26 protein-coding genes are annotated in these 25,924 nt (G+C 38.1%); 3 read left to right on the top strand and 23 right to left on the bottom strand.

The genetic code is table 11. From position 1 onward, the window contains the following. Nucleotides 1–5: 5 nt before the first annotated feature. The 16 genes from CGC63_RS04555 to CGC63_RS04480 all read right to left on the bottom strand — a co-directional run bounded on the left by CGC63_RS04555 (nt 6) and on the right by CGC63_RS04480 (nt 17,923). Nucleotides 6–686, bottom strand: a complete 681-nt coding sequence (locus CGC63_RS04555) for a sugar transferase (protein WP_004223375.1) — start codon at nt 684–686, stop codon at nt 6–8. A 10-nt stretch (nt 687–696) separates the two neighbouring features. After that, nucleotides 697–1,890 carry a DegT/DnrJ/EryC1/StrS family aminotransferase gene (locus CGC63_RS04550; RefSeq protein ID WP_004223377.1) on the bottom strand — a complete coding sequence of 398 codons (1,194 nt, stop codon included), beginning with the start codon at nt 1,888–1,890 and terminating at the stop codon, nt 697–699. Between the two features lie 19 nt (nt 1,891–1,909). Next, on the bottom strand, nt 1,910–3,790 hold the full coding sequence (locus CGC63_RS04545; protein WP_081445608.1) for a polysaccharide biosynthesis protein: 1,881 nt from the start codon (nt 3,788–3,790) through the stop codon (nt 1,910–1,912). 252 nt (nt 3,791–4,042) lie between these two features. Beyond that, the gene (locus tag CGC63_RS04540) at nt 4,043–5,215 is read right to left on the bottom strand and encodes a BMP family ABC transporter substrate-binding protein (protein WP_004223381.1); all 1,173 of its coding nucleotides are present in this window, start codon (nt 5,213–5,215) and stop codon (nt 4,043–4,045) included. A gap of 84 nt (nt 5,216–5,299) precedes the next feature. Beyond that, nucleotides 5,300–6,208, bottom strand: coding sequence for an alpha/beta fold hydrolase (locus CGC63_RS04535; RefSeq protein ID WP_009246844.1), 909 nt, complete (start codon nt 6,206–6,208; stop codon nt 5,300–5,302). A gap of 88 nt (nt 6,209–6,296) precedes the next feature. Next, nucleotides 6,297–6,683, bottom strand: a complete 387-nt coding sequence (locus tag CGC63_RS04530; protein WP_004223386.1) for a 4Fe-4S binding protein — start codon at nt 6,681–6,683, stop codon at nt 6,297–6,299. Nucleotides 6,684–6,750: 67 nt separating this feature from the next. Next, nucleotides 6,751–8,019: a phosphoglucose isomerase-related protein gene (locus tag CGC63_RS04525; protein WP_004223388.1), complete on the bottom strand. Its 1,269-nt coding sequence runs from the start codon at nt 8,017–8,019 to the stop codon at nt 6,751–6,753. Nucleotides 8,020–8,174: 155 nt separating this feature from the next. Then, on the bottom strand, nt 8,175–9,662 hold the full coding sequence (locus CGC63_RS04520; protein WP_009246845.1) for a lactate racemase domain-containing protein: 1,488 nt from the start codon (nt 9,660–9,662) through the stop codon (nt 8,175–8,177). Between the two features lie 16 nt (nt 9,663–9,678). After that, entirely contained in the window at nt 9,679–10,515 is an 837-nt protein-coding gene (locus CGC63_RS04515; RefSeq protein WP_004223396.1) for a triose-phosphate isomerase family protein, read from the bottom strand. A gap of 19 nt (nt 10,516–10,534) precedes the next feature. Next, the gene (locus tag CGC63_RS04510; protein ID WP_009246846.1) at nt 10,535–11,710 is read right to left on the bottom strand and encodes a diphosphate--fructose-6-phosphate 1-phosphotransferase; all 1,176 of its coding nucleotides are present in this window, start codon (nt 11,708–11,710) and stop codon (nt 10,535–10,537) included. Nucleotides 11,711–11,838: 128 nt separating this feature from the next. Beyond that, complete coding sequence (locus tag CGC63_RS04505) at nt 11,839–12,891, bottom strand: ABC transporter substrate-binding protein (RefSeq protein ID WP_004223406.1); 1,053 nt, start codon at nt 12,889–12,891, stop codon at nt 11,839–11,841. Between the two features lie 69 nt (nt 12,892–12,960). Continuing rightward, the gene (locus CGC63_RS04500; protein WP_004223409.1) at nt 12,961–13,752 is read right to left on the bottom strand and encodes an ABC transporter ATP-binding protein; all 792 of its coding nucleotides are present in this window, start codon (nt 13,750–13,752) and stop codon (nt 12,961–12,963) included. Then, the gene (locus tag CGC63_RS04495; RefSeq protein WP_004223413.1) at nt 13,728–14,522 is read right to left on the bottom strand and encodes an ABC transporter permease; all 795 of its coding nucleotides are present in this window, start codon (nt 14,520–14,522) and stop codon (nt 13,728–13,730) included. Before CGC63_RS04495 ends, CGC63_RS04500 begins: the two co-directional genes overlap by 25 nt. Before the next feature lie 249 nt (nt 14,523–14,771). Continuing rightward, nucleotides 14,772–15,923, bottom strand: a complete 1,152-nt coding sequence (locus CGC63_RS04490; protein ID WP_004223416.1) for a class II fructose-bisphosphate aldolase — start codon at nt 15,921–15,923, stop codon at nt 14,772–14,774. Between the two features lie 13 nt (nt 15,924–15,936). Next, on the bottom strand, nt 15,937–17,091 hold the full coding sequence (nagA, locus tag CGC63_RS04485; RefSeq protein ID WP_004223418.1) for an N-acetylglucosamine-6-phosphate deacetylase: 1,155 nt from the start codon (nt 17,089–17,091) through the stop codon (nt 15,937–15,939). Nucleotides 17,092–17,095: 4 nt separating this feature from the next. Further along, nucleotides 17,096–17,923 carry a sugar phosphate isomerase family gene (locus CGC63_RS04480; protein ID WP_004223421.1) on the bottom strand — a complete coding sequence of 276 codons (828 nt, stop codon included), beginning with the start codon at nt 17,921–17,923 and terminating at the stop codon, nt 17,096–17,098. A 209-nt stretch (nt 17,924–18,132) separates the two neighbouring features. On the opposite strand from CGC63_RS04480, the gene CGC63_RS04475 reads away from it, so the two are divergent. After that, nucleotides 18,133–19,167, top strand: coding sequence for a LacI family DNA-binding transcriptional regulator (locus tag CGC63_RS04475; RefSeq protein ID WP_004223424.1), 1,035 nt, complete (start codon nt 18,133–18,135; stop codon nt 19,165–19,167). 18 nt (nt 19,168–19,185) lie between these two features. Further along, nucleotides 19,186–20,019, top strand: a complete 834-nt coding sequence (larC, locus tag CGC63_RS04470) for a nickel pincer cofactor biosynthesis protein LarC (protein ID WP_004223427.1) — start codon at nt 19,186–19,188, stop codon at nt 20,017–20,019. A 150-nt stretch (nt 20,020–20,169) separates the two neighbouring features. On the opposite strand, the gene CGC63_RS04465 is transcribed toward larC, so the two are convergent. Together CGC63_RS04465 and thyA are read right to left on the bottom strand one after the other, a co-directional pair. Continuing rightward, the gene (locus CGC63_RS04465; RefSeq protein WP_004223430.1) at nt 20,170–20,658 is read right to left on the bottom strand and encodes a dihydrofolate reductase; all 489 of its coding nucleotides are present in this window, start codon (nt 20,656–20,658) and stop codon (nt 20,170–20,172) included. Between the two features lie 13 nt (nt 20,659–20,671). Continuing rightward, nucleotides 20,672–21,523, bottom strand: a complete 852-nt coding sequence (thyA, locus tag CGC63_RS04460; RefSeq protein ID WP_004223433.1) for a thymidylate synthase — start codon at nt 21,521–21,523, stop codon at nt 20,672–20,674. A gap of 143 nt (nt 21,524–21,666) precedes the next feature. Here thyA and CGC63_RS04455 point away from each other — a divergent pair, with 143 nt between their 5' ends. Further along, nucleotides 21,667–22,161 (top strand): VanZ family protein, encoded by a 495-nt coding sequence (locus tag CGC63_RS04455; RefSeq protein WP_004223436.1) that lies wholly within the window; start codon nt 21,667–21,669, stop codon nt 22,159–22,161. A gap of 65 nt (nt 22,162–22,226) precedes the next feature. On the opposite strand, the gene CGC63_RS04450 is transcribed toward CGC63_RS04455, so the two are convergent. From CGC63_RS04450 to CGC63_RS04430, 5 genes are all read right to left on the bottom strand, one after another. Then, nucleotides 22,227–22,508 (bottom strand): type II toxin-antitoxin system YafQ family toxin, encoded by a 282-nt coding sequence (locus CGC63_RS04450; RefSeq protein WP_004223437.1) that lies wholly within the window; start codon nt 22,506–22,508, stop codon nt 22,227–22,229. Then, complete coding sequence (locus tag CGC63_RS04445) at nt 22,505–22,777, bottom strand: type II toxin-antitoxin system RelB/DinJ family antitoxin (RefSeq protein ID WP_004223440.1); 273 nt, start codon at nt 22,775–22,777, stop codon at nt 22,505–22,507. The genes CGC63_RS04450 and CGC63_RS04445 overlap by 4 nt, the downstream gene beginning before the upstream one ends. Nucleotides 22,778–22,919: 142 nt before the next feature. Next, nucleotides 22,920–23,879: a biotin--[acetyl-CoA-carboxylase] ligase gene (locus CGC63_RS04440; protein WP_004223441.1), complete on the bottom strand. Its 960-nt coding sequence runs from the start codon at nt 23,877–23,879 to the stop codon at nt 22,920–22,922. Nucleotides 23,880–23,887: 8 nt separating this feature from the next. Beyond that, nucleotides 23,888–24,835 (bottom strand): ABC transporter permease, encoded by a 948-nt coding sequence (locus tag CGC63_RS04435; protein ID WP_089438666.1) that lies wholly within the window; start codon nt 24,833–24,835, stop codon nt 23,888–23,890. Further along, on the bottom strand, nt 24,835–25,923 hold the full coding sequence (locus tag CGC63_RS04430) for an ABC transporter permease (RefSeq protein WP_040351279.1): 1,089 nt from the start codon (nt 25,921–25,923) through the stop codon (nt 24,835–24,837). The genes CGC63_RS04435 and CGC63_RS04430 overlap by 1 nt, the downstream gene beginning before the upstream one ends. Nucleotide 25,924 lies beyond the last annotated feature (1 nt).

Raw genomic sequence — 25,924 nt, 5'->3', positions numbered from 1 at the left:
AACTCCTATTTTATTACTGCTGCCACTGTTGCAAACATGGTTTTAATGTCTTCAAAAAAGCTGAATTTTTCAATCGCTTTTAAATTATATTTCATTTTTTCAGGCAATACCTGATGAATATAAACCTCATCTGCATTCTTTGCATCTTCCAGTAATTTTTCTTCATCTTTATATTCGATACTTGCTCTTGATGTAACTCCTGCCGGAAGGAGCAATGTCGCCTTCATTTCATTGGTATAATGAGCAACATATTTTTCCACTTCCGGTCTTGTACCTACAAAAGTCATATCACCTGTAAGAATATTAAATAACTGAGGAAGTTCGTCCAGACGGCATCCTCTTAACAGTTTTCCCATTCTTGTTACTCTCATATCTCCTTTTGTAGTAACCTGTGTACCGATTTTTTCCGCATTTTCTACCATTGTACGGAATTTACAAATACGGAATTTCTTTCCATAGGCTGTCACACGAACCTGTCTGAAAAGCACAGGTCCTTTTGAGTCCAATTTAATTAAAACACTTAAAATCAAAAGTACAGGAGAGAGCAGCACCAGTAAAATTGCAGCAACTACTACATCAAAAATACGTTTTGCCACCAATCCTCCTTTGTGCTTTTCCAATATTTTATAATATTTCTTTACTTCCTCTACCTGCATATCCAAAGGAAGCTCGTTCCATTTCTTCATTGTCTTTTTCCTATCTTATACATTCTTTAAATGATTTAATTACATACTCCACTTCCTCATTTGTCAGCTTTGTATGTAACGGCAAAGTAATTTCATTAGAGAACATTCTGTAAGCATTCGGATAATCCTGAATATCAAATCCCAGCTTTTTATATGCAGTAAGCATCGGAAGCGGTTTGTAATGTACGTTAGTTGCAATTCCTTTTTCTGCCATTTTTCTGATAATTTCATTACACTCTTCTCTGTTTTTACCCAAAACATGGGTAATATATAAGTGCCCACTGGATGAAAAATCATCCCCGTAATGATGAAGATGCTGAATATTTTCTCCTTCTAATGCCTCATCATATATCTTAATCAGTTCTTTTCTGCGCTCTAAAATAGCCGGATATCGCTCTAACTGTGCCAATCCGATAGAAGCCATAATATCCGTCATATTACATTTATAATACGGGGCTATGATGTCATATTCCCATGCACCCAACTGCGTTTTTGCCAAAGCATCTTTAGACTGTCCATGAAGAGAAAAGAGCATAAACTGTTTGTAAAGTTCTTCGTTATCTATCCCTTCAATGTCTTTCCATACAACTGCTCCACCTTCTGCTGTTGTCAGGTTCTTAACCGCATGAAAAGAAAAGCTTGTGAAATCTGCAATTTCTCCACATTTTTTCCCTTCTCTTACAGCGCCGAAAGCATGAGCGCCGTCTGCCACAACAGCCACTCTGCCGATTTTTCTCTGGATTTTATTTGTCGGTCGAAACAGGTTTTTCTTTCTTTCTAAAATTTCAAATATCCTGTTATAATCACATACAATACCCGCAAGGTCTACGGGAATAACTGCTTTTGTTTTCTCCGTAATCGCAGCTTCCAGCTTCTCATAATCCATTTCATGTGAATTCTCTGCTGTATCCACGAGAACAAGCTTTGCTCCTACATGACAGACCACACTTGCAGAAGCTGTATAAGTATAAGCAGAAGTAATAACCTCATCCCCCGGTCCAATGCCTAATGCCCGTAGTGCCATCTCTGAACAAGCCGTAGCTGAATTTAGACATACTGCTTTGCTTGTATGACAAAATTCCGCAATATTCTTTTCAAATAATTTTGTTTTCGGACCGGTTGTAATCCAGCCGCTTCTTAATGTATCTACTACTTCCGCAATTTCTCTTTCTGTAATATCTGGTGGTGAAAATAAAACATCCATTTTTTATGCCTCCATGATTTTATTTCTTAATCCTGTAAGTAGGAACCAGTTTTTGCACTTTCTCTTTAATACTCTCATCGTCATTATAACAAGCTTCTTTTAACTCTGCCAATTTATCAAAAAATGTTTCTTCATCCATCTCAATAGGCTTACCGATATGAATTAACTTATTAGCAGTTTCTTTCATGCCTTCTTCTGCCATAAGAAGCTCCTCATATAGTTTTTCTCCCGGACGAAGACCTGTATATTCAATCTTAATATCCACATCCGGTGTATAACCTGACAGACGGATTAAATTTCTCGCCATATCATCAATTCTCACAGGCGCGCCCATTTCCAGCACAAAGATTTCTCCTCCTCTTGCGTAAGCTCCTGCCTGCAAAACCAGAGATACCGCTTCCGGAATGGTCATAAAGTATCGAATGATATCTTTATGTGTTACTGTAACAGGACCGCCTTCTGCAATCTGCTTTTTAAACAACGGAATTACGCTTCCATTGCTTCCCAGTACATTACCGAAACGCACTGCCACAAATTCCGTTTTTGATATTTTATCAAAGCTCTGCACAATCATTTCACAAAGCCGTTTGGAAGCCCCCATAATATTTGTGGGGTTTACTGCTTTATCTGTGGAAATCAGGACAAAACGTTTCACACCGTATTCGCTGGCTGCCTTCGCTGTTTTATATGTTCCAAAAACATTATTTTTAATTGCTTCATTCGGACTGTCCTCCATAAGAGGAACATGCTTATGTGCCGCAGCATGATATACAATGTCCGGACGATATTTCTCAAACACCGTTTCCATTCTGTGTGTATTTCTCACAGAACCAATGAGAACCACCAAATTCAATTCCGGATGATGTCTCTTTAATTCCTGTTGAATTTCATAAGCATTATTTTCATAAACATCAAAAATAATCAGTTGTTTAGGGTTATACATGGCAATCTGACGGCATAATTCACTTCCGATAGAACCTCCTCCACCGGTAACCATAATAATCTTTTGCTCCACATACCCCATAATTTCATCCAAATTAACCTGGATAGGGTCCCTTCCCAGTAAATCTGTAATTTCAACATCTCTCAGTTTTCCGATATTTAGTTCTCCGTCAATAAGCTGATACATACCGGGTAATGTCTTTAATTCGCATTTTGCCAATTTACATATTTCCAGTATTTCTCTTCGTTCTTCTTTTGAAGCAGAAGGAATTGCCAATATAATCTTATCAATTTTATACTTTTCTACATTTTTCAAAATCACGGAACGGTCACCTACAATAGGAATACCATTAATATATCGTCCCTCTTTATTACAATCATCATCAATCACACAGCACACTTTCATAGTAAGATGACGACTGTCTAAAATTTCTTTAATAATTGCTCGTCCGGCATCTCCCGCTCCGATAATCATCACTCTTTTCTGTGGTTCTCCGCAGCCAAAGCGCTGTTCCCTCGCCTCTTTTAGATATCGGCAAAAACGATAAGAAAATCGTATGCCTACTACCATTACTGTCTGCAACAAAATTTCTAAAAAGAAATAACTTCTCGGTATTGGATACTGCATCAAATGAAAGCCTGCAATCTGCATGAAAAAAGAAACAATATTAGCCAGTATAATATAACCCAGTTCATGAATACTGATAAATTTCCACAGACTATGATACATTTTGCAAAAATAAAATATAAGCACTGTTGTAAGAATATGAATTGGCAAGTAACGATACATACTTTCCAAATATATAGCATCAATACTGTTATAAGAAAAATCAAATCTGGCTATTAAGGCTCCAATAGAAGCTATTATAATAATTGTAATATCTCCTAAGAGCAACAATAATGCTCGTCTTACCCATTGCAAATCTAACAATTTCTTTTCTTTTATATTTTGTTCCACGTCTTTTGTCCCTTTCAATTTAAATATAGTTTACAATTATTTCATTTTCTTTTTACCCACACTCTCACAGTATTATATCTCAAACTCTTAGCTTAAACAAGTTAAAATCTGATTTTAGATATGAAAAGTCTATAAAACTACCATTCCCTCTGCTGTAAATTCCTATTCCCACACCTGAAAATTAAAGAAAAAAGGCACTCCAAACAGCCTGTTCTGCTGCTTGAAATACCTTTTTCTGCCTGTTTGAGGACTTTATTTTACAACAATATTTTTATAATACCAGTTAATTCCGCCTGTGATTGTTGCATCATCTAAAGTTTTGCCTTCTTCACCAACTGTTTTTCCGTCATTTGTTTCCAGAACACCATCAAATACGTTAAATCCTTCTTCTACAATGCGTTTTCTTGCTTCGTCAACCTTTTCCTGTGTTCCCGGTGCAACTAAGTCTTCATTTAATGGAGCAATATCTACTAATCCTTCTTTCATACCGCCAAAGTAGTTTTCTGCTGTCCATGTTCCGTCAATAACTTTTTTTGTTGCTTCTGTGTAGTATTTACCCCAGTTCCAGATAACAGATGTTAAAGTAGCACCCGGTGCGTCTTTTTCCATGTCAGAGTTGTAGCCTACGCCCCATACGCCTGCTGCTTCTGCTTCTGTCTGTGGGTTTGGTGTATCACAGTGCTGTCCGATTACGTCACATCCTTCTGCAATCAAAGCTTTTGCCGCATTTGTTTCTTCAGTAGGAGAAAGCCAGCTGTTTGTAACCTTTACATAAACCTGTGCATCCGGATTAACTTCTGCAACACCAATAGCAAACGCATCTGCACCGCCTGTTACTTCTGAGTTTTCAGAGCCCATTGCAGCTACATAACCGATTTTATTTGTCTCTGTTTTCATACCAGCAACAATACCGGATAAATATCTTGCCTGGTAAATTCTCCCGAAATAATTGTTGAAGTTTGTATTATTTGATTTATATCCTGTTCCATGAGAAAAGATAACATCTGGATATTCCTCTGCTAAAGCTTCACAAGTGTCCATATAGTTAAAGCTTGTTGCATAAATAACCTGGCATCCTTCTTCGATACATTCTCTCATTGCCTGCTCTGTTTTTGTAGGATCTGCATCTGGAATATTATTTTTTCTGATAATCTGATTATCTTCCAATCCTAATTCTTTCTGCATTTCTACAATACCCAAATCATGAGCATAACTATATCCTGAACCGTCCGCAGGATCTCCAATGTGAATAACACCAACTTTTAAGTCTTCTTTAGCAACCGGTTCAAATCCACTTCCGCCTTTGTCAGCACTTTCTTTTTTAGAAGCTTCTTTTTCTACTTCTCCCTGCTGCTGTCCACATCCTGTAAACAATGTTCCAATCATGGCGATAGATAATAATGCACCCAAGATTTTCTTTTTCATGATTTTCCTCCTGAAATTTTAAATATTTTAACATCATACGGGACACATCATATCATTATATCTGCCATTTTTCAACAAAAAACATCATTTTTCCAAATAACTTAAAATATTTTCATAGACAGTTTCTTTTCCTTTTTCATTTAAAATTTCATGTCGCATATTGGGATATATTTTTCCTGTCACATTTTTATATCCTACCTGCTTTAAAAACTGCATTTCCTGCACAAATTTTCTGCCATTTCCAATGCAAGGGTCTTCCTCTCCTCCCAAAAATAATACGGGAAGCTCTTTATTTTTCAAAAGCCAGCCCTTCTTACTGTAAGCTCCTTTTAACAATAAAAACAGCCCTTCAAAAGCATCTGTTGTAAAAGTAAAACCGCATAAATCTGATTGATTATATTTATCTACGATTTCTCTGTCTGAACAAATCCACGCTGACTTTGGCTCTCCCTGAAAAATCTTGTCAAAAGGTCCAAATGCCATTTTTTGGATTTCTTTGCTTCGATACTTATCGCCTTTTATTTTCTTCTGAATTTTTGCCAGCAAAAGTCCTATATCCACAGCAGGATTTTTACAGGGCGGACCTGTTAAAATCAATTTTTTGATTTCATTGTCATACTTTTTAATATAATTTCTAGCTACTAATGTTCCCATACTGTGCCCCAACAGATATACAGGCAGATTAGGATATTCTTCCTTTATCCATAAAGTAATCTGGTGCAAATCTTCTACAATGGCTTTTTCTTTTCCATTATAAAAATAACCCAAGTCTTCTTGCTGTCTCACGCTTTTTCCGTGTCCTCTGTGGTCGTGCATCACTGCTGTATAGCCATGCTCAGAAAAAAACTCCATAAGCGGCAGATATCGCTCTTTGTTTTCTGCCATTCCATGAGAAATCTGAACAATCCCCTTAGGATTTTCACTTTCCACACAGAGAATTTCCAAAGAAAGCCCATCATAGCTTGAAATAATCTGCGCTGTCTTTTCCAACATAAACTTCCCTCCTATACAATAAGAAAAAGGAGCTGCCACATGAAATATTTTTTAAAGCGGCAACTCCATAATCTTGTAATTATTATAATTAGTCTTCTACAATTTCCAAAACATCTGCCGGACATGCTTTTACGCAAATACCGCAGGCAATACATTTGCTGCTTGTAGGCGCTTCTTCAGCTTTTACCATAACGCCGAACGGACATGCTTCCACACATTTGCCACAGCCTGTACATTTCTTTTTATTAATCATATAAACGCCTTTTGCATTCTGTGTAATTGCACCTTCCGGACATGCTTTTGCACATTTACCACACTGTACACAAACCATTGGTTTTGCAACATCGTTTTTCTCAATAATCTGAATACAGGATTTATCCGGGTCAAATTCTTTATAAAAGCTTGTTGAACATGCTCTCACGCACTCCAAACACGCCATACATTTTGCACCTTTTGTAACTTTTAATTTCTTCATTCTAAATCCTCCGCTTTCATTGGTAAAGTTTCTTATTTAACTATATTAACATCTTATTCACCATTTCTCAAGAAATTTTTCTGTCTTTTCCCAATGCTTCAAACATCCATTTTTTATATGCTTCTACGCCTGGCTGGTCAAAAGGATTAACTCCCAAAATACGAGCAGAAACATAACAGGAAAACAGGAAGAAATAAAATAATTCTCCAAAAACATAGGCATCCAATCTTTCCACTTCTAAAATCAGACACGGCAGCTTTTCTCTGTGAGCCTTTACTGTTGCACCAAAAGATGCTTTGTTGATATCCCAAAATTCTTTACCATTCAAATAATCAAATCCATCTTTCACCATATCAGCCACAGGTGCTAAAGAAGCGTTTTTTTCCTGCACATCCAAAAATGTCTCAAAAATCAGGGGCGTTCCATCCTGAATATACTGTCCCATAGCATGCAGTTCTTCACAGAAGTCTCCTGATGATGGAAAAAGTCCTTTATTATCCTTTCCTTCGCTTTCTCCAAAGAGCTGTATCCACCATTTATAAAACCAACGGAATTGAGGTTCAAAACTAACGAGCATTTCTATTTTATAGCCCTTCTTATAATAAAGGTTTCTAAGACAGGCATATTGATATGCGGGATTTCTCACTATTTCTCCACTTGTAAGATATTTTTGCATATCAGAAGCTCCCAAAACCAGCTTTTCAATGTCTATTCCCGCCACTGCCATGGGAAGAAGCCCCACTGCTGTCATTGCGGAAAATCTTCCGCCTACGTCTTCCGGAAATTCCAGAAAAGTATAACCCTGTTCTTCACACAGTTTTTCCAATGCGCTCCCCTTTGTACCCGTTGCAATAATTCTTCCATTGGCTTTTTCCTGATACTTATCAAAAAGGAACTTTCTCAGAACGCGGAAAGAAGCCCCCGGTTCTAAAGTTTCAAAATTTTTCGCTATGCAGTCGATATAAACAGATTTTTCTTCCAGTTCTTTTAATGCTTTTGTCAGTTCATAAGGAGAAAGCGTATTTCCCATATAGACAATCTTCACCTTATCATCTGTCTGTAAGGCTTCAATCACCGCTCTTGCGGCATTGTTAGAGCCGCCAACTCCAATAATCACAAAAGCGTCTGCATTTTCCCGAATATGAGCTGCTAATTTTTTTAATTTCTGCACCTCTTCATGGCTTGCCCATTTATCCACGGAAAACCACCCCAAGGAGTCCGCATATTCATCCTCTCCGTTTAATACAGATTGAAAAATATCCTTATTTTCCACCATAATCTCATGTAGTTCATCCTTTAAATGAGGATTTCTGTCTTCTATTCTTAAATTCAGCATATTTTTGTCTCCTTTTTAATTTCATAGGACTTACTTTCCTATGAATGAATAAAGATTGCCGCACTAAGCAGCATTCGGAATATTCGTATCAGACTAAGCGTGAAACATACAAATATTCTCGATATACCCCTAATGCGGCAATTTGTTAAATCTCCTTATCCCATACATGGATGGCAATGTCCGTAAGCGTCCATGCAGTCTTCTTCCGGATTTTTCATACAAAGATGAACTGCTGCCTTTTTGAATGTCATTGGCAATGCAAGAACATTTGGATTTTCCCCAACGAATTTCTTCTTTGCATCCTCTAACGCTTCTTCAAATGTAGCTCTTGTCTTTAATCCCATTCCTCTTGCATATCCCGGTTCCTGTGCACCAACAATATAGATTGCACTTGTATTCATTTCTGCAATATGTCCACAGGAAATCATACTAAAGCCGTGGAATGGATGGAATGCATTTGTAAAACGATATTTTCTGATATATTCTTCGTTTGTTGCAAAATATTCACCATAACGATTCATATCCGGCAATGTATTCATATAATCATGCTGGAACATATCATACATTTCTCTTAAATATGGCCATAATTCATCATGGAAGAAACCATTGCAAAGAGAAGAACAGATAATTACGCAGTTGTCACTCATAATTCGTTTATATCTTAATACCTGTGCACTTAATGCCTGCATCATCATAATTGGGTTTGTTCCCATTCCATCACCATAATGGAATTTCTGAGGCATACCAAATACTAAAACATCATATTTCTTTTCAGCCCAGTGTACATAAGTTCTCTTATCAGCCAGTTTCCAGCTAATTGGCATCATTTCTTTTGCATATCCAGAATAGATTGCAATCTGTCTGGAATTTGTATCCAGAACAGCGTCACAACAGAAGAATGGATGTCCCATTTTTTCTTCCATGTGCATAGAAATTTCATCAAATTTTGTTCTCATTAAACTTCCACCATTTACCGGTGTAAAATCTTTTCTGTGCATAACAGAAGGAACATGATGGCTTGAGATACTCTTCCAGTTTGTAATACCTGTTGCGCTGTGTTTATATCCGCCTGAATATCCGCCATAAGGATTTCCCTGTACATGACCTACTAAGATAGGAATATCACATTCAAATACATATTTATTCATGTAAACCGGGTCACCGCGTCTTGTTGTTCCCAAGTCTACCATGTGCTCTTTGTCTTCGCTGTCATGGCTGATAATCTGTCCTGTATGCCAGAATTCGTTAAATAATTCTTCACCGAAAATCGCTTTTGCATCAGACTCTTTGCTTCTTGGATGTAATCCATTGGAAATAATGAATAAAATATCTTTTTTCTCAACACCTGCTGCATATAATTCTTTCAGCATGCATTTAATACTCATTTTTCTGTGGCTTGTAGGCTGTTCGCCGCCCTTTACTCTATCAGGTACGATAAAAGTAACAGTGCTTCCTTTATGTGCCAGTTCAGTCAGTGTAGGCATTCCGATAGGGTGTGCAAGACTTTCCAGATAAGCTTCTTCCAGTTTATCTTCCGGAATATAATCCGGGTCTTTTACTGTTTCGCCCGGAATAAAAATGTCTGTGTTGTCCGGCAGCTCTGCTGCCATAGTGCCATGTCCGTATTCAAATTCTAACTTCATTCTTTTTTCCTCCTCGTTACGCATTCATGTAAAGTGAAATAATTTCTAAATATTCTTCCGGATAATAACCGATTTCTCCCTGAAATCTTGTAAGAGCAATTAAACCACCGTCAATTTCAGGAATAGATGCCAGCATCGCCGCATTGTCCTGCTTTAAGCCGCCGCCATAGACAATATCCATCCCCTCTGTTTTTTCTTTAACAAATTTGGAAATTTTTGTAATATATTCTTTGCCTGCCGGTGTCTTGCCCGGTCCGATAGACCAAACAGGTTCATACGCAATGGTTACCATAGATTTGTCCACATCTTTTAATCCCAGCTCCAGCTGTTCTCCCAGAACTTCCTGCCACTGCTCTAATTCTTCGCTTTTCTCACCAATACAGTATAACACTTTCATGCCTCTGTCTACCGCAGATTTTATTTCTTTATTTAAAATGGTATTTATTGCTTTTGTATTTACTACACCTGCTTCTGCTAAAATTCCCGCAAGGTTATTTCTTTCTTCGCAATGTCCGATAATAACCGTTTCACAACCAGCTGCCTTCATGGCTGCTGCAGGACGTCCTGTGGTAAATGCCCCAAAGTTTTTTCCCGGAGCTACATCATCTCTGAAAACTCCTTGGCAGCCAACCTGAACAGGGCTGTTCTCTGTCTTTGCCTGACAAGCGGAAAACAGATGAATTTCTGGAAAGAACATTGCAAATTCTACTTCTTCAGGAGAATATTTTTTTAATTCTTCCTGTGTATTTTCTACAATATACTTCCCCCACTCTTTCATGTCTGCAATTCTATTGACACCGCCTAATTCTGCCGGTACATCAAATCTTTTTAAATTTAAATAAATATGTTTCATGTTGCTCTCCTCTATTTTATTATTTTCCTGACTGTGTATTAAAAGAAATCATATCAGGAAGCTCTTCCCCAATTAAAGGTCTGCACCAATCTAAAAATGCCTGTGTAACACCGTTTCCTTCTTCATTGATAAACTCATCCGGCATTTTTCTTTCATACATCATAACTTCATCAATATCCACTAAAAACGGTTTCATTTCATAAGGATTTTCAGAGACTCTGGAAAATGCCACCATTTTTCCTGACTCACCATCCAAAGCTGCTCTGCATGCCAGTTCTCCTGCCATTTGTGCTTCTTCAATATCAACCTGACTCTGCATGAAAATAGATGCTCTGCCTAAAAGTCCCGGTTTTTCGCCTCTTGCTTTATAACCCAGTTTCTGGATAACCAGATTTGCCAGATGGGAGCTTACATCCCCGAAATAAGTCGCACGTTCTGTTTTAAATACAGGTTTTACAATAGGTTTTCCTTCTTTATCTGTCAAACCTTCGCTGGCAACTACCAAAATTCCAGATTTTTTTTCTAAAAGCTTTTTCACATCTTCAATAAATTTATCTTCATCAAATGCTCTTTCAGGAAGATAAATTAAATCCGGTGCGTATCCCTTTTCTCCTGCCAGCGCACTGGAAGCTGTAATCCATCCTGCATTTCTGCCTGACGCTTCCATGACCACTACATGAATAGGTAAAGAACGTACATCTGCCGCTAATTCCTGTGTACAAGCAGCCATATATCTTGCTGCGCTTCCAAATCCCGGACTATGGTCTGTTACTGCAATATCGTTATCCGTTGTTTTTGGAATTCCCATAACTTTTACATCAAGTCCACGTTTCTGACATGTTTTATGTAGCTTTCCACAGGTATCCATGGTTCCGTTTCCACCATTAAACAACACATATTTAATGTTTTCTTCTTCCAGAATATCCGCCATTTTTTCATAATGCTCCTGCTCAATAGGATCTCTGGACGTTCCGATTGCAGTACCCGGAGTCTGCAATAAAAGTTTCAATTTTTCTTCCGGCACATTTTCCAATTCCAGAAAGTCTTTTTTTAAGAATCCGCCTGTACCATTGTTTGCGCCATAAATATGTCCAATTTTATCTGATTTTTTTGCTTCTTTTATTGCACCATACAAGGAACCATTCATTACTGCGGTAGGACCGCCTCCATGTACAATCAATAAGTTTTCCGCCATATCTTTTCTCCTCCAAACTTGCCGACATATAAAAATACCTTACAGCACTACACATGCTGCAAGGTATCTTAAAATTTCAACAGCTTAATATTTTACAGTCATGTCTGGCAATTCATTTTTTAGGTCAATTATTTTCCTGCTTCTGTCATAATGTCAAACAATACATAGTCATCAACCGGAGCTTCTTCTGTAATCTTACCGTTGTCTAAGAAGTTTTTCTGCTGAATTTCATAGTATCCTTTTACACTTCCGTCTTCAACGCCTTTTAACAGTTCTTCAGATGTAAGCCATGCACCGTCTGTTGTCTGTCCCATTGCTGTTTCAACATCTGTTTTTGTTTCATTTGCTACATATCCTGCAACTTCTTCAAAGTTTTCTTCTTTTGCACCGAAGTCCATTGCTTTGTAGAGTGCTTTTGTAAATCTTACTAATAAGTCTTTGTTCTTTTCAGCGTATTCAGGCATACATACCCAGCTTGCAGGGTCTGCTGCGATATCAGAGAAATCTGCATTACTTACAAATACCTGTGCGTCATCACCTAATTCATCTGTGATAACTTTTGTATTTGGTGACCATGGAGCACAAGCATCAATAGAACCGGAAATCATAGCGCTTGGCATATTTGTAACTTCCATGTTGTAAGCTTCAATGTCATCCATTGTAAGACCAACAGAGTCTAATGCACGTAATAAGATTGTTTCAGATGATGTACCGGAAGCATAAGCTACTTTTTTGCCCTTTAAGTCTTCCAGAGAATTTACTCCGTGAGATTTTAAGCCCATTACACAGTCAGCATCACCCAACTGCTGGAAGCAGAATACGTCAACATTACCCTGAATTGCAAGAGTATGAGCACCAGGTCCGATGTAAGCTACGTCCATAGAACCGGACTCCATAGCAGCGATTTCTGTTGGACCATCATCAAATTTTGTCATTTTTACTTCGATACCCTGTTCTTCAAAGTATCCTTTTTCTTTTGCTGTTGTAACTACCCATAAAGAAGCGTAGTTTGGCATGTAAGCCACGTTTACAACATCAAGCTCTTTTTTCTCTTCCTTGTCGTCTTTTGCTTCTGTTTTTGTATCTTCCTTTTTTGGTTCTTCAGAGCTTCCGCCACAGCCTGCCAGCATAGACATTGCTGTTACTCCTACTAAAAGCATGGATAATAATTTCTTCTTCATTTTAAGTTCCTCCTTAAAAAATATAGTTTTTTATTCTCACCGGGCTTCTGCCCCTTTGTAAGTTCTGAATTATTTTCTTACTTCCAGATATTCCTGATATACCTGTCCCCAGATATGATTTTTCAGTTCAATAAATCGGTCGCTCATCTTTGTTTCCTGATCTCTTGGATACGGAATATCAATATCTACCACTTCTTTAATACGTCCCGGACGGGCGCTCATAATTACAACTCTTGTTGCAAGAACAATCGCTTCTTCAATATCATGTGTAACGAAGAAACATGTTTTGTTTTCTTCCTGCCATGCTTTTAAAAGTTCTGACTGAAGCTGTGTTCTTGTCTGCGCATCCAGTGCTCCGAAAGGCTCATCCATCAGAAGTACTTCCGGGTTCATTGCATAAGCTCTTGCAATGGCAACACGCTGTTTCATACCGCCGGATAATTCCTTTGGATAAGAGTCGGCAAATTTTTCCAATTCAACCATTTTCAAATATTTCATTGCAATGGCATCACACTCTTCTTTGGAAAGTCCCTTTAATTTTAAGCCGAATTCAACATTTTTCTTTACTGTCAGCCATGGGAACAATGCGTACTGCTGGAAAACAACGCCTCTGTCCGTTCCTGTTCCGCTGATTGGCTTTCCGTCCACTAAAATCTGTCCGCTTGTAGGCTCTAACAATCCTGCGATAATATTTAATAATGTAGATTTACCGCATCCAGATGGTCCGATTACGCAAATAAATTCATTTTCTTTAATATCAAAATCCACACCGTTTAAAGCAACAACCTCACCTTTTCGTGTGTTGTATTTCTTTTCAACGCCCTGAATACTTACTTTTATATTTCCCTCTTTTCCTGCCATGATGTTAACTTCCTTTCAAAGTATTTAAGAACTTTCTCAGCCAGCATACCGATAACACCGATAATAATGATGTAGAGAAGCATTGGTGTTGTTTCATAGGAGTTTGCCAAGGATTTAATTCTCATACCAAGACCCGCAATCGCTCCTGTTGACTCTGCTGCAATCAATGTTGTAAGTGCTGTTGAAATACCAAGTCTTATTGCTGTAATAATGAATGGTGTTGTTGCCGGGAAGATAACCTTCACGAACAGATTTGCATCATTTGCACCTAACACTCTTGCCGCCTTAATCAGAGTTTCGTCTACGTTGATAACACCCTGGAAAATTGTAACTGTCATAATTAAGAAAGTTGCAAGACAGATAACAATAATCTGTGGTGTACGACCTACACCTACACCGATAACTACCAGCGGTACGTAAGCCAGTGGTGGAATGTTTCTGATAAACTGAATCCATGGCTCTAAGATAAATCTTACCGGACGATACCATGCCATCAAAAACGCTACCGGAACGGAAATTACAAAGCCAAGTAAAAATCCCCAGAATACAGAAATCAAACTGCTTGCAATATCTTCTAAAAGAATTCCTCTCTCTACCATGAGCCCAATGGATTGTAATACCTTAACCGCATTTGGAAAACATCTGGCAGTCTGTGGAGTAATTGATAAGATTGTCCACACCAGCATTGCTACTACAAATGAAATCAGTAGCCATATCCCTTTTGGTATTTTGCCTATGATGTCGGCTCCACCTTTACTTTTTTTCCCCATTTTAATCCTCCTGTTTCTCTTTGTTTCAGCATTTCGTACTAAAACTTATTTCTTATTCGTTATTGTATGGTTATTATCCCCTATATGGGGTTAAAAATCAATACGATTTTACGCAAACGTTTGAGCTATTTGTATATTTTTTAACAAGCATTTCGCATTAAATTAGGAACTTTATTGCACAAACACAAAACAAGGCGTTTGGGTATTCATCACTTTTACCCAAAACGCCTTGTTTTAAAGGAAATCTATTTACATTTTTTTGTAACGTTCAATCATCTCTTCTAAGGATACCTGCTCAACAAGCGGAGCTTTTCCGAAAGAACCGAATTCTACAATTAAAGTTCCGATTGCTTCTTTTACACCTTTTTCAATCACTTCTACTAAAGCTGCTGTATCATCATCTTTTATTGTACCATACATAACTGTGTCCATAATCGGAGGAAGGAATGCTCTTGGGTCAAACTGGTCTTTCTTTTCCTCCAATAGCTGGTATACGCCTCCAATGGAAGCGCTGTCACGTTTGGAAGGATTGTTTTTAAAGAATTCCTTCATATTTCTTGTAACAGCTAAACGAATATCTGTATCTACGTTGATTTTTCCGATACCGCAAGGAATTGCTGCCTTTAACTCGTCAATGGAAATACCGTAAGCATTCTGGATATTTCCGCCCAAAGCATTAATTTCATCTACAATGTATTTTGGCACAGTGGATGAACCGTGAGATACCAGAACACCGAAAAGATTTTCGTGCATCATACATTCTTTAATTGCAATCGCAATCTCTTTTCTTAATTTTACATCTTTTCCTTTTGATGCTCCGTGCATAGTTCCGTAAGAAATTGCCAGTGCGTCACAGCCTGTCTTTTTGAAGAACTCCACTGCTTTTAATGGATTTGTGTAAGTAGATGTAGAAGAAAATACATGGTCTTCCACTCCTGCAAGCACACCCAGCTCACCTTCTACCGATACACCTCTTGCATGGGCATATTTAACGACTTCTCTTGTAAGCTCAACGTTTTCATCAAAAGGAAGGGAAGAACCGTCAATCATAACGGATGTATATCCACCTTCAATCGCCGCTTTACAGGAGTCAAAATTTTTACCGTGGTCTAAGTGAAGAACTACCGGAATAGGTGAGTCTTCCGCAAATTTTTTCACAGCATTTGCGATATTTTTTGCGCCAATTTTCTTATCCTCCAAAGTAGCGTTTAAGAAATCTGTTCTTCCGCCCATAAATCCGTTTGCTAAATCTGCCCCCTGTAAAATCGCTGCTGAACGGAACATTTCATGAACTTCAATGGCTGCTTTTGCCTGAGCAACTGCATTTACGTTAAATGCTCCCTGTGCAAAATGGTATTTGTCAACAGTTTCCAATAATGGTCTTAATGGTATTAATGGCATAATTTTTCTCCTTTTATCTCTCTATTTTCTTTCCTTTTACAAAAGTATCTACAATATTATAGCCTTCGTCTACAATAAGGATATCCGCATCTTTTCCGGCTTCCAGGCTTCCTATTTTATCATCTACGTCTAAAAGCTTTGCAGGGTTCATTGTTAAGAGCGGAAGAACATCTTCCATTTCTGCCCCTGTAAAATCAATCAGTCGTTTCAGCGCTGTTCCTGTTGTCAGGGTACTTCCTGCACGAACGCCGTTTGATTTCAATTTTGCATCTCCATCCTCTACTACAACATCATTGACACCCAGCTTATATTCTCCGTCCGGAAGTCCTGCTGCCATAATAGAGTCTGTCACCGCAACAACTTTATCATATCCTTTTGCTTTTAAAAACAGCCTTACGCTGCCCGGATGCAAATGACGTCCGTCACAAATTGCCTCACAATAAATATCAGACTCCAGAGCCGCTCCCATCATTGACGGAAAATGCTGATGAAATAATTTCATGGCATTGCAGGTATGCGTACATGCAGCCGCTCCGTTTTCAATACATTTCATAGCTGTTTCATAATCTGCTCCGGAATGTCCGATTGCAACGGTAATTCCCAATTTTTTCATTTCCGGTACAGCTTCGGGAATACCTTCTACTTCCGGTGAAACTGTAATGTAGCGAATATTTCCTTCCGCTTCTTCCTGATATTCTTTTAAAAGCTCCATATCTGCTTTTCTTAAAAGCTCTTCCGGCATAGCGCCTTTAAATTCTACAGAAAGAAACGGTCCTTCCAAATGGATACCCAAAAGATTTGCACAATTTGCGTGCTCTTTTTGATGTTTTAACGCTTCATGAATAGATTTTATTGTCTGCTCTTTTGTATCTGTTAAAATAGAACAAAGCCATGAGGTTGTCCCTTGAAGCGCAAAGAAATGACCGATTTTTTCAAAATCATCCTTCAACGCATCATTTACGTCTACGCCGCATCCTCCATGGGTATGCACATCAATAAATCCCGGTATTACGGATTTTCCGGAAGCATCGTAAATATTTCCTTGTCTTTCTCCCTGTCCCGGACTGCAGATTTCGCAAATTTTTCCATCTTCTATACACAAATCTTTTCTTTCCATACGGCGTTTGTCATAGTGATACACATAACCGTTGGTAATCCAGGTTTTCATAGTTTTATCCCTCCAATGCGGCTACAAACTCTGTAATTTTCAGATTGATATCCTGATGATTTGTCAGCAGAGATACCGGAAAATCAGAGGTAGCTTCTCCGTAAGCGGTTCTTCTTACCACAGCTCTGTGCCAGTTTCTGAAGCATCCCAGGCGAATTTTTCTGGCATGGGCAATTTCATAAATACCGATTGTCACGCAATATTTTGGCATATCTTCCAATGCTCCGTTAAAATCTCCAATAGCATTTGCCGTTCTTGTTTCCTTTGTAATATCTAAAACTCTTGTTTTCTGAGCCAGAAATTCTTCGTTGCTTAAAGACGCATCTGCTTCATTAAAGGCAACATGTCCGTTAATACCAATACCGCCGAAGCAAATATCCACACCGCCCAGTTTTTCAATCAACTGTGGAATATATTCTACATTTTCCGGATCAGGAAATACTCTCTGTTCTTCCGGCATAACTAATTCCGGAGCAATCTTGCTATATACTGTTCTGTTCATAAAGCCACGGAAGCTTAACGGATGTGTTTCCGGAACCCATTTTTTATCATCATCCAAATATTCGTCCATGTTAATAAACCAAACATTTTTCAGACTGATTTTTTCCTGATTTACCATTTCCACAAAATAAGGATACTGTCCTACCGGACCTACCGGACAAATAAATACCGTTTTCTTGCCTTCTGCATTGTTTTTCTTAATTTCTTCTGCCATTTCCTCCGCCATGGATTGAAATACCGCTGCATTATCTTCCATTACAATCACCGGCAGCTTAGCTCCTTTGTTTAAAAGTTCCTCCTTTGTGTAAGTGTAATATTCATGTTTCGTCATTTCAAACAATCCTCCCTTGTTTTTGCATTGTCAATCCTTTCATATCTAAGATTATACGATAAGTATTTTTCATTTTCAACAAACCTTTCTCAAATATTGCGTTTTTTTCTACTCAATTTATGCAAACGTTATCCTAAATTTCATTGTTTTTATTCGTCATTTCGGTTATAATATATCCATATAGCACTATTGTATTGTGAGGTTTTAATATGACACTAAAAGAAATCGCAAAAGAAGCAAACGTTTCTATTTCTACTGTTTCCAGAGTCATTAATCAAAAAAACACAAAGGCTGCCAGCCCGGAGGTACAGGAACGCATCTGGAACATTGTAAGAAAAAGCGGATATACGCCGAATTCTACTGCCCGTGCCTTAAAGCTTGGGCCAACAACTCCCCCTGTGGAAATGCCGGCACGTACCATAGCCTGTATTTATGCAAGAGGCGACTCTGCTGTTTCAGACCTTTTCTTTTCCCATATTGCAAAGGCCATTGAACAGGAGGCTTTCAAAAGCAACTTTTTCATCAAACATTCTTTTACCGCCTTGGATTTGGAAAATCCTGACGTAACCCTCAGAATTGCCAACTCCCCCGTGGACGGAGCTGTTATTTTAGGACGATATGATGAACGTATTTTGAAACTTTTTACGAAAAATTATAAGCATATTATCTATGCGGGGCTCAATCCTATGGAAGATAAATATGATCAGGTTGTATGTGACGGAAAAGAAATTGCCTTCAGCGCTGTTTCTTATCTTCATGAATTAGGTCACACAAAAATCGGTTATATCGGAGAGCAGAATAACGAAATCCGCTACACTGCATTTAAAGATGCCTTAAACGCTCTGGGGTTGCCCTTCTCACAGAGAAATGCAGCCAATGTAAAGCTTTCTCACGAAGGCGGTTATCAGGGAGCTCTTCATTTAATCAATGCAAAAGCTGGTATTACTGCTGTTTTTTGCGCAAATGATAACACTGCCATTGGTGCAATCCGTGCATTTCGGGAGCATGGCTACCGTATTCCCGAAGATATTTCTGTAATTGGTGTAGACGACATTGAAACAGCTCAATATCTTTCACCAATGCTTACCACCGTCCATATTCCTTTAGAAGAAATGGGCAGAATGACAGCAAAAATTCTTATTGACCGCATCACCGGCGGACACCGTATTCCTTTAAAAACAGTGCTGCCTTATTACATAGCCAAAAGGGATACCTGCGGCAAAGTGCCGAGAAACCGAAAATAACATCAGGAGGACTTTATTATGAAAAAAGCACTTTATTTTGACTGTGCATCAGGAATTAGCGGAGATATGTCTGTGGCTGCTTTGCTTGACTTGGGTGCGGATAAAAAAATGCTTTTAGACACCTTAGACAGCTTAAAACTTTCCGGATATAAAATTGAAATTTCAGAAGTGGAAAAATCAGGCATTGCTGCCTGTGACTTCAACGTTTTGTTAGATAAAGAACACGAAAATCACGACCATGATATGGAATACCTCCATGGTGACAACCATGAACACAGCCATGCAGAGTGCCATCACGAACATGAGCATCAACACAGCGCCCATACACTTCATCATGAACATCGGAGCTTGCCAGACATTCTTACGATTTTAGAAAATAGCTCTATGACAGCAGGTGCAAAAGCCATGGCTTCTAAAATTTTTGAAATTCTTGCCGAAGGAGAAGCCCGTGCTCATCGTGTTCCAAAAGAACAGGTACATTTTCACGAAGTAGGAGCCGTAGACTCTATTGTTGATATTGCCGCATTTGCAATCTGCATGGATTTTCTGGGATATGAAGAAGTTTTTCTGCCTGTATTAAAAGAAGGACAGGGCACAATTCGCTGTCAGCATGGAATTCTTCCTATTCCTGTTCCAGCTACTTCTAATATTGTATGTACGCATAAGCTTCCTCTGTCTATCCTGCCTGTACAGGGAGAGCTTGTAACACCTACCGGCGCTGCAATTGCTGCTGCAATTACAACTTCTTATACTCTGCCGGAAATCTTTCAGATTAATAAAATCGGCGTAGGTGCAGGAAAAAGAGAGTATGAAGTTCCGGGGATTTTGCGAGTGATGGAAATTCAGTATTGATAAGAAGCTGTCATTTTAAGTACATATAAGGAATATCTATACATTTTGCGCTCAGTCTGCGCTCACTTTGAGTTTGCAATCTCAAAGCGTGCTCAACAAATTCGCTAAAAATGTATAGATATTCCTAAATACTCCCTAATACAACAGTTCCTATTTTTTCTCGTAAGTTAAAAATTCATACTCAATATCAAAATAGGTCTGTTCTTCGCTTCTTTCTGTCACCTTCCACTCCGGCATCTCATCCAGATTAGGAAAAAAAGCATCTGCTTCATAAGCAAAATCAATTTTTGTCACATGAGCTTTATCACAATATGGCAAAAACTGTTTATAAATACTGTCTCCGCCAATAACATATAAGTCTTCTGCATCATATTTTTTTATTTCTTCTAAAACTTCTTCTACACTATGAAGAACAATGGCATCTTTAACTTTATAATTTTTATCTCGTGTAAGTACAATATTCACTCTGTTTTTCAAAGGAAGTCCGTTAGGAAATGTTTCCAATGTCTTTCTTCCTAAAATAACCACTTTTCCTGTTGTTGTGGTACGGAAAAACTTCATATCTGCAGGAATACTTACTAAAAGCTTATTGTCCTTTCCTATTCCCCAATTTCTATCTACTGCTACAATTAAATTCATTTTCCATTCCTCCTTATACTGCGATTGGTATATCTTTAATCTGCGGTCCTGCCTGATAATTTTCCACAATTAAATCATCTGTGGTAAACTGATAAAAATCTTTTACTTCCGGATTTAACCGTACTTTTGGCGCCGGAAATGTCTCTCTCTTAATCAGTTCTTGAATAACCGGCACATGTCTGTCATAAATATGAGCATCTGCAATGACATGAACCAATTCTCCCGGTATCATATCATTTACCTGTGCAACCATCATTAGCAAAATCGCATACTGGCATACGTTCCAGTTATTTGCTGCCAGAATATCCTGTGAACGCTGGTTCAGCACTCCGTTCAACACTAATTTTTCACTGTCTTTTTCTTTGGTTACATTATAGGTCATACTATAACAACAAGGATCTAAAGCGCCACTGTGAAGATATTCAAACTGATATAGATTTGTCATAATTCTTCTGCTGTATGGATTTTCCTTCAGCTGTTTTAAAACATAATCCATCTGGTCTGTTTCTTCACCTTTATAAAGAAATTTTCTTCCTACCACATCTCCGTAACAAGTACCGATAGAACCATCTTCATCTGCCCATGCATCCCATATATGTCCGTTTAAATCATGGATATTATTGGATTTTCTCTGGTAAATCCAAAGAATTTCATCCATGCAGGTTTTTAAAGCTGTCTTTCTCAGTGTCAATGCCGGAAATTCTTTCCGTAAGTCATAGCGGTTTACCACGCCAAATCTCTTAATTGTATATGCATATTCTCCTGTGTCTTCCCATTTTGGTCTAACCTTTTCTCCTTGGGTATCTGTGCCATTTTCCAAAATATCCTGACACATTCGGATAAATAAATCATCTGCTAAACTCATGAAATTTTCCTTTCTTTCGCATTTTATATTTTGATTATACTCTATCTTGTCCTGTTTTCCAACACAAAAACGTATCCTTCCACACTTTACAAATACGAAAAAAAGTGATACTCTTTTAAAATCTTTATGAAAGGAGTTTTTTCATGAAAAAATTTATCATCTATTGTCTCAAACCTTTGTCTTTTTTACCGGCACTTGCTGTTATGTATATGATTTTCAGCTTTTCCGGTCAAACCGGTACAGAGTCTGGAAGTCTCAGCCATGAAATCAGTTATCAAATTGTATCGGTTGCAGACAAGATTTTAAATAAAAATCTGACAGAAAATGAAAAGCAAATCTATACAGACCGAATTGAACACCCTGTAAGAAAGCTTGCTCACATGACAGAATACTGTATTCTGGCTCTTTGTGTTTCTTTTCCTCTCTATGTATATGGTGTGAGAGGTTTTCTCCTATTCCTGTTAGCGGGACTGTTTTGCGTGGGATTTGCCTGCACAGATGAATTTCACCAATCCTTTGTAGCAGGTCGAGGACCTTCAAAAAAAGATGTACTAATTGACAGTACAGGGGCTCTTATCGGAATTCTGGCAGTGCAGATTTTCTGTCATGGATTTTTACGTTCAAAAAAACACAAATAAAGGCAAAAGGGACTTCTTGCAAATTATTGCGCCAGTCCCTTTCCATTATTTTCAAAATATATTTCTTACATATTAAACAAATCCGCATGTGTTCCCGTATCAACTAATGTAAGCGTCAAAATATCATTCTCGATCAGATAAATAAGCAGCCAATCTGGTTGTATATGACATTCACGAAAATTTTTATATTTTCCTTTCAACTCATGGTCACGATATTTTTTATCAAGTTCTTCTCCACTTTGAAGTATATTTACTACTTCTTCTAATAAACTAATATTTAGTCCTCTTTTTTTGGCGAGCTTTAAACTCTTTTTAAACTTTCCCGTTAAAATTAAATCATACATCATATATCCATATCCTCTAATGCTTCAGAGAAACTTGAATATTTTTTTGTATTTGGATTTTTGCTCAAAGCTTCTGCTTCTTCCATAGCTGCAAGCACTTCTGGTTTATATTGAGGATATTTTACTTGAAATGGTAATCCTCCTTGCAGGACAACCTGTTTCAAAAAAATATTTACTGCACTGCTCAAGTCAAGTCCTAACTCATTTAATAGCTCTGTTGCTGCCTGTTTTGTATTACTATCTATTCGGATGCTGGTTGTAACATTTTTCATAATCAATGCACTCCTTTCTTTATATTAAATATATTATTACATATTAAATACATTGTCAATTATCTTGAACATTTTTTTATTACATAAAAAGCTGTTGTAAGAAACATACAACTTATATATTCCCTACAACAGCCATATTCATTTACCATCTTACAGAAACATCTCCCGAAGGAAAAATTTCTTCTTCATCTTTCTCATTAATTGCCAGCAGCTTTCCATCAGAAAGTATTTCTTTGGCAATCACTTCCCGTTTGGTTTCTCCAAAAATAATCTGGATTTTCTTCCCCGGAACAATATTTCTGCTAATGTATTCTTGTGGAATTCCTGATTTTTCTGTTTCCAAAAGCAACTGATTCACAAGTTCACCTACCAGTTTGTTTTTATCAACTTTCTGTCCATCCGGTAAAATTGCTCCTGCTTTTTCTTTCAACTCTTTTGGAAAGCCTCCTGTGGGCTCATATAAATTCAATCCTATTCCCACAACTACAAATTCAATATCTCCTGTTTCAAAATCTGTCACTGCTTCTGTGAGAATTCCACATACTTTTTTATTTTCCAAATATAAATCGTTTACCCATTTAATTCCCAGAGAAACACCACAGCAATTTTCTACAGCCTTGCAGACAGCTACAGCCGCTGCTGCTGTAATTTCCAAGCTTTTCTGAGCTGTTTTTTCGGGATATAGAAGAACACTCAAATACAACCCACTATCTTTGGGCGAATAAAATTTTCTTCCCTTTCTTCCTTTTCCCTCTGTTTGTAGCTGAGCTACCACCACAGAGCCGTGGGGAAGCCTTTTTTCCACTGCCAACTGTTTCATTCGCTGATTGGTAGACGCAATTTCTTTCCATACCTCTACCAGCACCTCTGTATTTTTAAGTTGCAACCGAACCGCTTCCTCCGACAAAATATTATTGTCTTCTTCCAGCAGATATCCTTTGTTGGTTACTGCTGTAATGGAATATCCCTCCTGCTGCAGGCTTTTCATTCCTTTCCATACAGCAGTTCTGGAAACATCCAACATCTTTGCCAGCTCATTTCCTGACAGATATTTCCCTCTATTCTGTTCTAAAAGTTCCAGAAGTCTTGATTTTGTAGACATCACATTCCCTATCTTTCTTCACGGAAATAATTTACACCACAGGATTTGGGCTGAGAATTCTCCTTTGAAGAACGCATAGAAGTAATAATCAGCACTAAAATTGTCATGATAAACGGTATCATATCGAAAACAGAGCTTGGGATAACCTGTGGCACATAGTATTTCAATACACTAAATCCACCGAATACCACTGCTGCAATAATTGCTTTATTTGGGTCCCACATAGCAAAAATAACAAGAGCAACTGCAATCCATCCCAAACCATTTACACAGCTTGTTACCCATACACCATTACAGATAATCATGGAACAGTATGCACCTCCTATGGCACAGATACCACCGCCCAGCATCAGATTAATGTATTTCAATTTTGTTACCGGAATTCCTGCTGCATCTGCTGCTGCCGGATTTTCTCCAATAGCACGGATATTTAAACCTGCTTTTGTTTTATGAAGATAAATAGCAGCTAAAATAGCAACCACAATTCCGATATAAACAAAAATATTATAGTTAAAAAACATTTTTCCAATAACCGGAATATCTGTAAGTACCGGAATTTCTACTTTGCCAAGGCTTTCCAAAATGTTTTCCGGAAGCTTTAAAGATGTGCTTCCACTTTTTTCTCTTACAAAATCTCCTACAAAATTACTAAATCCAATTCCAAAAACAGTAAGGGTAAGACCTGTAACATTCTGATCTGCCATGAAAGTTACTGTAAGAACTGCATAAATCAGAGCAGAAAGCATTCCTGCTACAAAAGCTGCCACAAGAGCGAAAAACAAGTTGTCTGTCCAATAACCTACTACAAATCCGGCTACAGCTCCTATAGACATCATTCCTTCTACACCCAGATTTAAGTGTCCTGCTTTTTCATTGATAATTTCACCTACAATACCGAATAAAATAGGAGTTCCTGCCAATACCGCGGCCACAAAAAAGTTTACAAAAAAATCCATTATGCTTTTCCTCCCTTCTTACGTGTGACAAATTTATAGCGTACAAAAAATTCACATCCAAGTACAAAGAAAAGTATAATTCCCTGAAGAACGTCTGCTGAATATGCAGATAACCCGTGAGCAGACTGCATAACCGTGCTTCCTTTTTCCAGCACTGCAAATAAGAAGGATACCACTAAAATACCCACCGGATTTAACTGTGCCAGCCACGCTACAATAATAGCTGTAAAGCCTACACCACCGGCTACGGAAGTTGTCAGTGTCAAATCCGAACCACTTGCCTGTACCATACCGGCAATACCACAAATGCCTCCGGAAAACGCCATGGTACGAAGTACGATTTTCTTATAATTCATACCTGCATAATTAGCAGTTGCACGGCTTTCTCCGACTACACTGATTTCATATCCCTGTTTTGTATATTTCAGATAAATATAAACAATTACAACTAAAATCAATCCAATCAGCCAGCCCGCATGAACACCGAAAATCTTATCAAGCTGCGCTGCTTCTCCAAATTTCGCAATTTTCGGAAATCCTGAAGAATTCGGGTCCTGCCACGGGCCGTCACGCAAAAAGGAGATTAAATACAATGCAATATAATTCAGCATCAGAGTAAATAATGTTTCATTTGTATTAAATTTGGCTTTGAAAAATGCAGGGATAAGTCCCCATAATGCACCACCCAGCATGCCTGCAAGGAACATGCAAATCATCAAAAGCCAGTGTGGAAAATCCCAGCAAAACAGAGCAAAATAGGTAGCAAAAATTGCTCCCATAATAATCTGTCCTTCTGCACCGATATTCCAGAAACGCATTTTAAACGCCAAAGTAATACCCAATGCCGGAATTAAGAGCGGTACCATAAGCTTAATGGTAGCCTGAAATGCCATGGTACTGCGGAACGCTCCCGAAACAATGGTTCCGTATACGGAAAACGGATTATATCCAATAAAAAGGATGAACAAGCCGCCTGCTACAATAGCCAATATTACAGAAAGCAGACGAAGGCGCATAATCTGATTGTGAGTTCTCTCGCTTCTTTTTTCAATACGAATGAGAGGCTCTTTTTTCTTCATATTTTCCATT

It is taken from the genome of Blautia hansenii DSM 20583 (assembly GCF_002222595.2).
Taxonomy (GTDB): Bacteria; Bacillota; Clostridia; order Lachnospirales; family Lachnospiraceae; genus Blautia; species Blautia hansenii.
The sequence above is the reverse complement of the archived record's forward strand: the minus strand, read 5'-3'. Positions and strand labels throughout refer to the sequence as shown.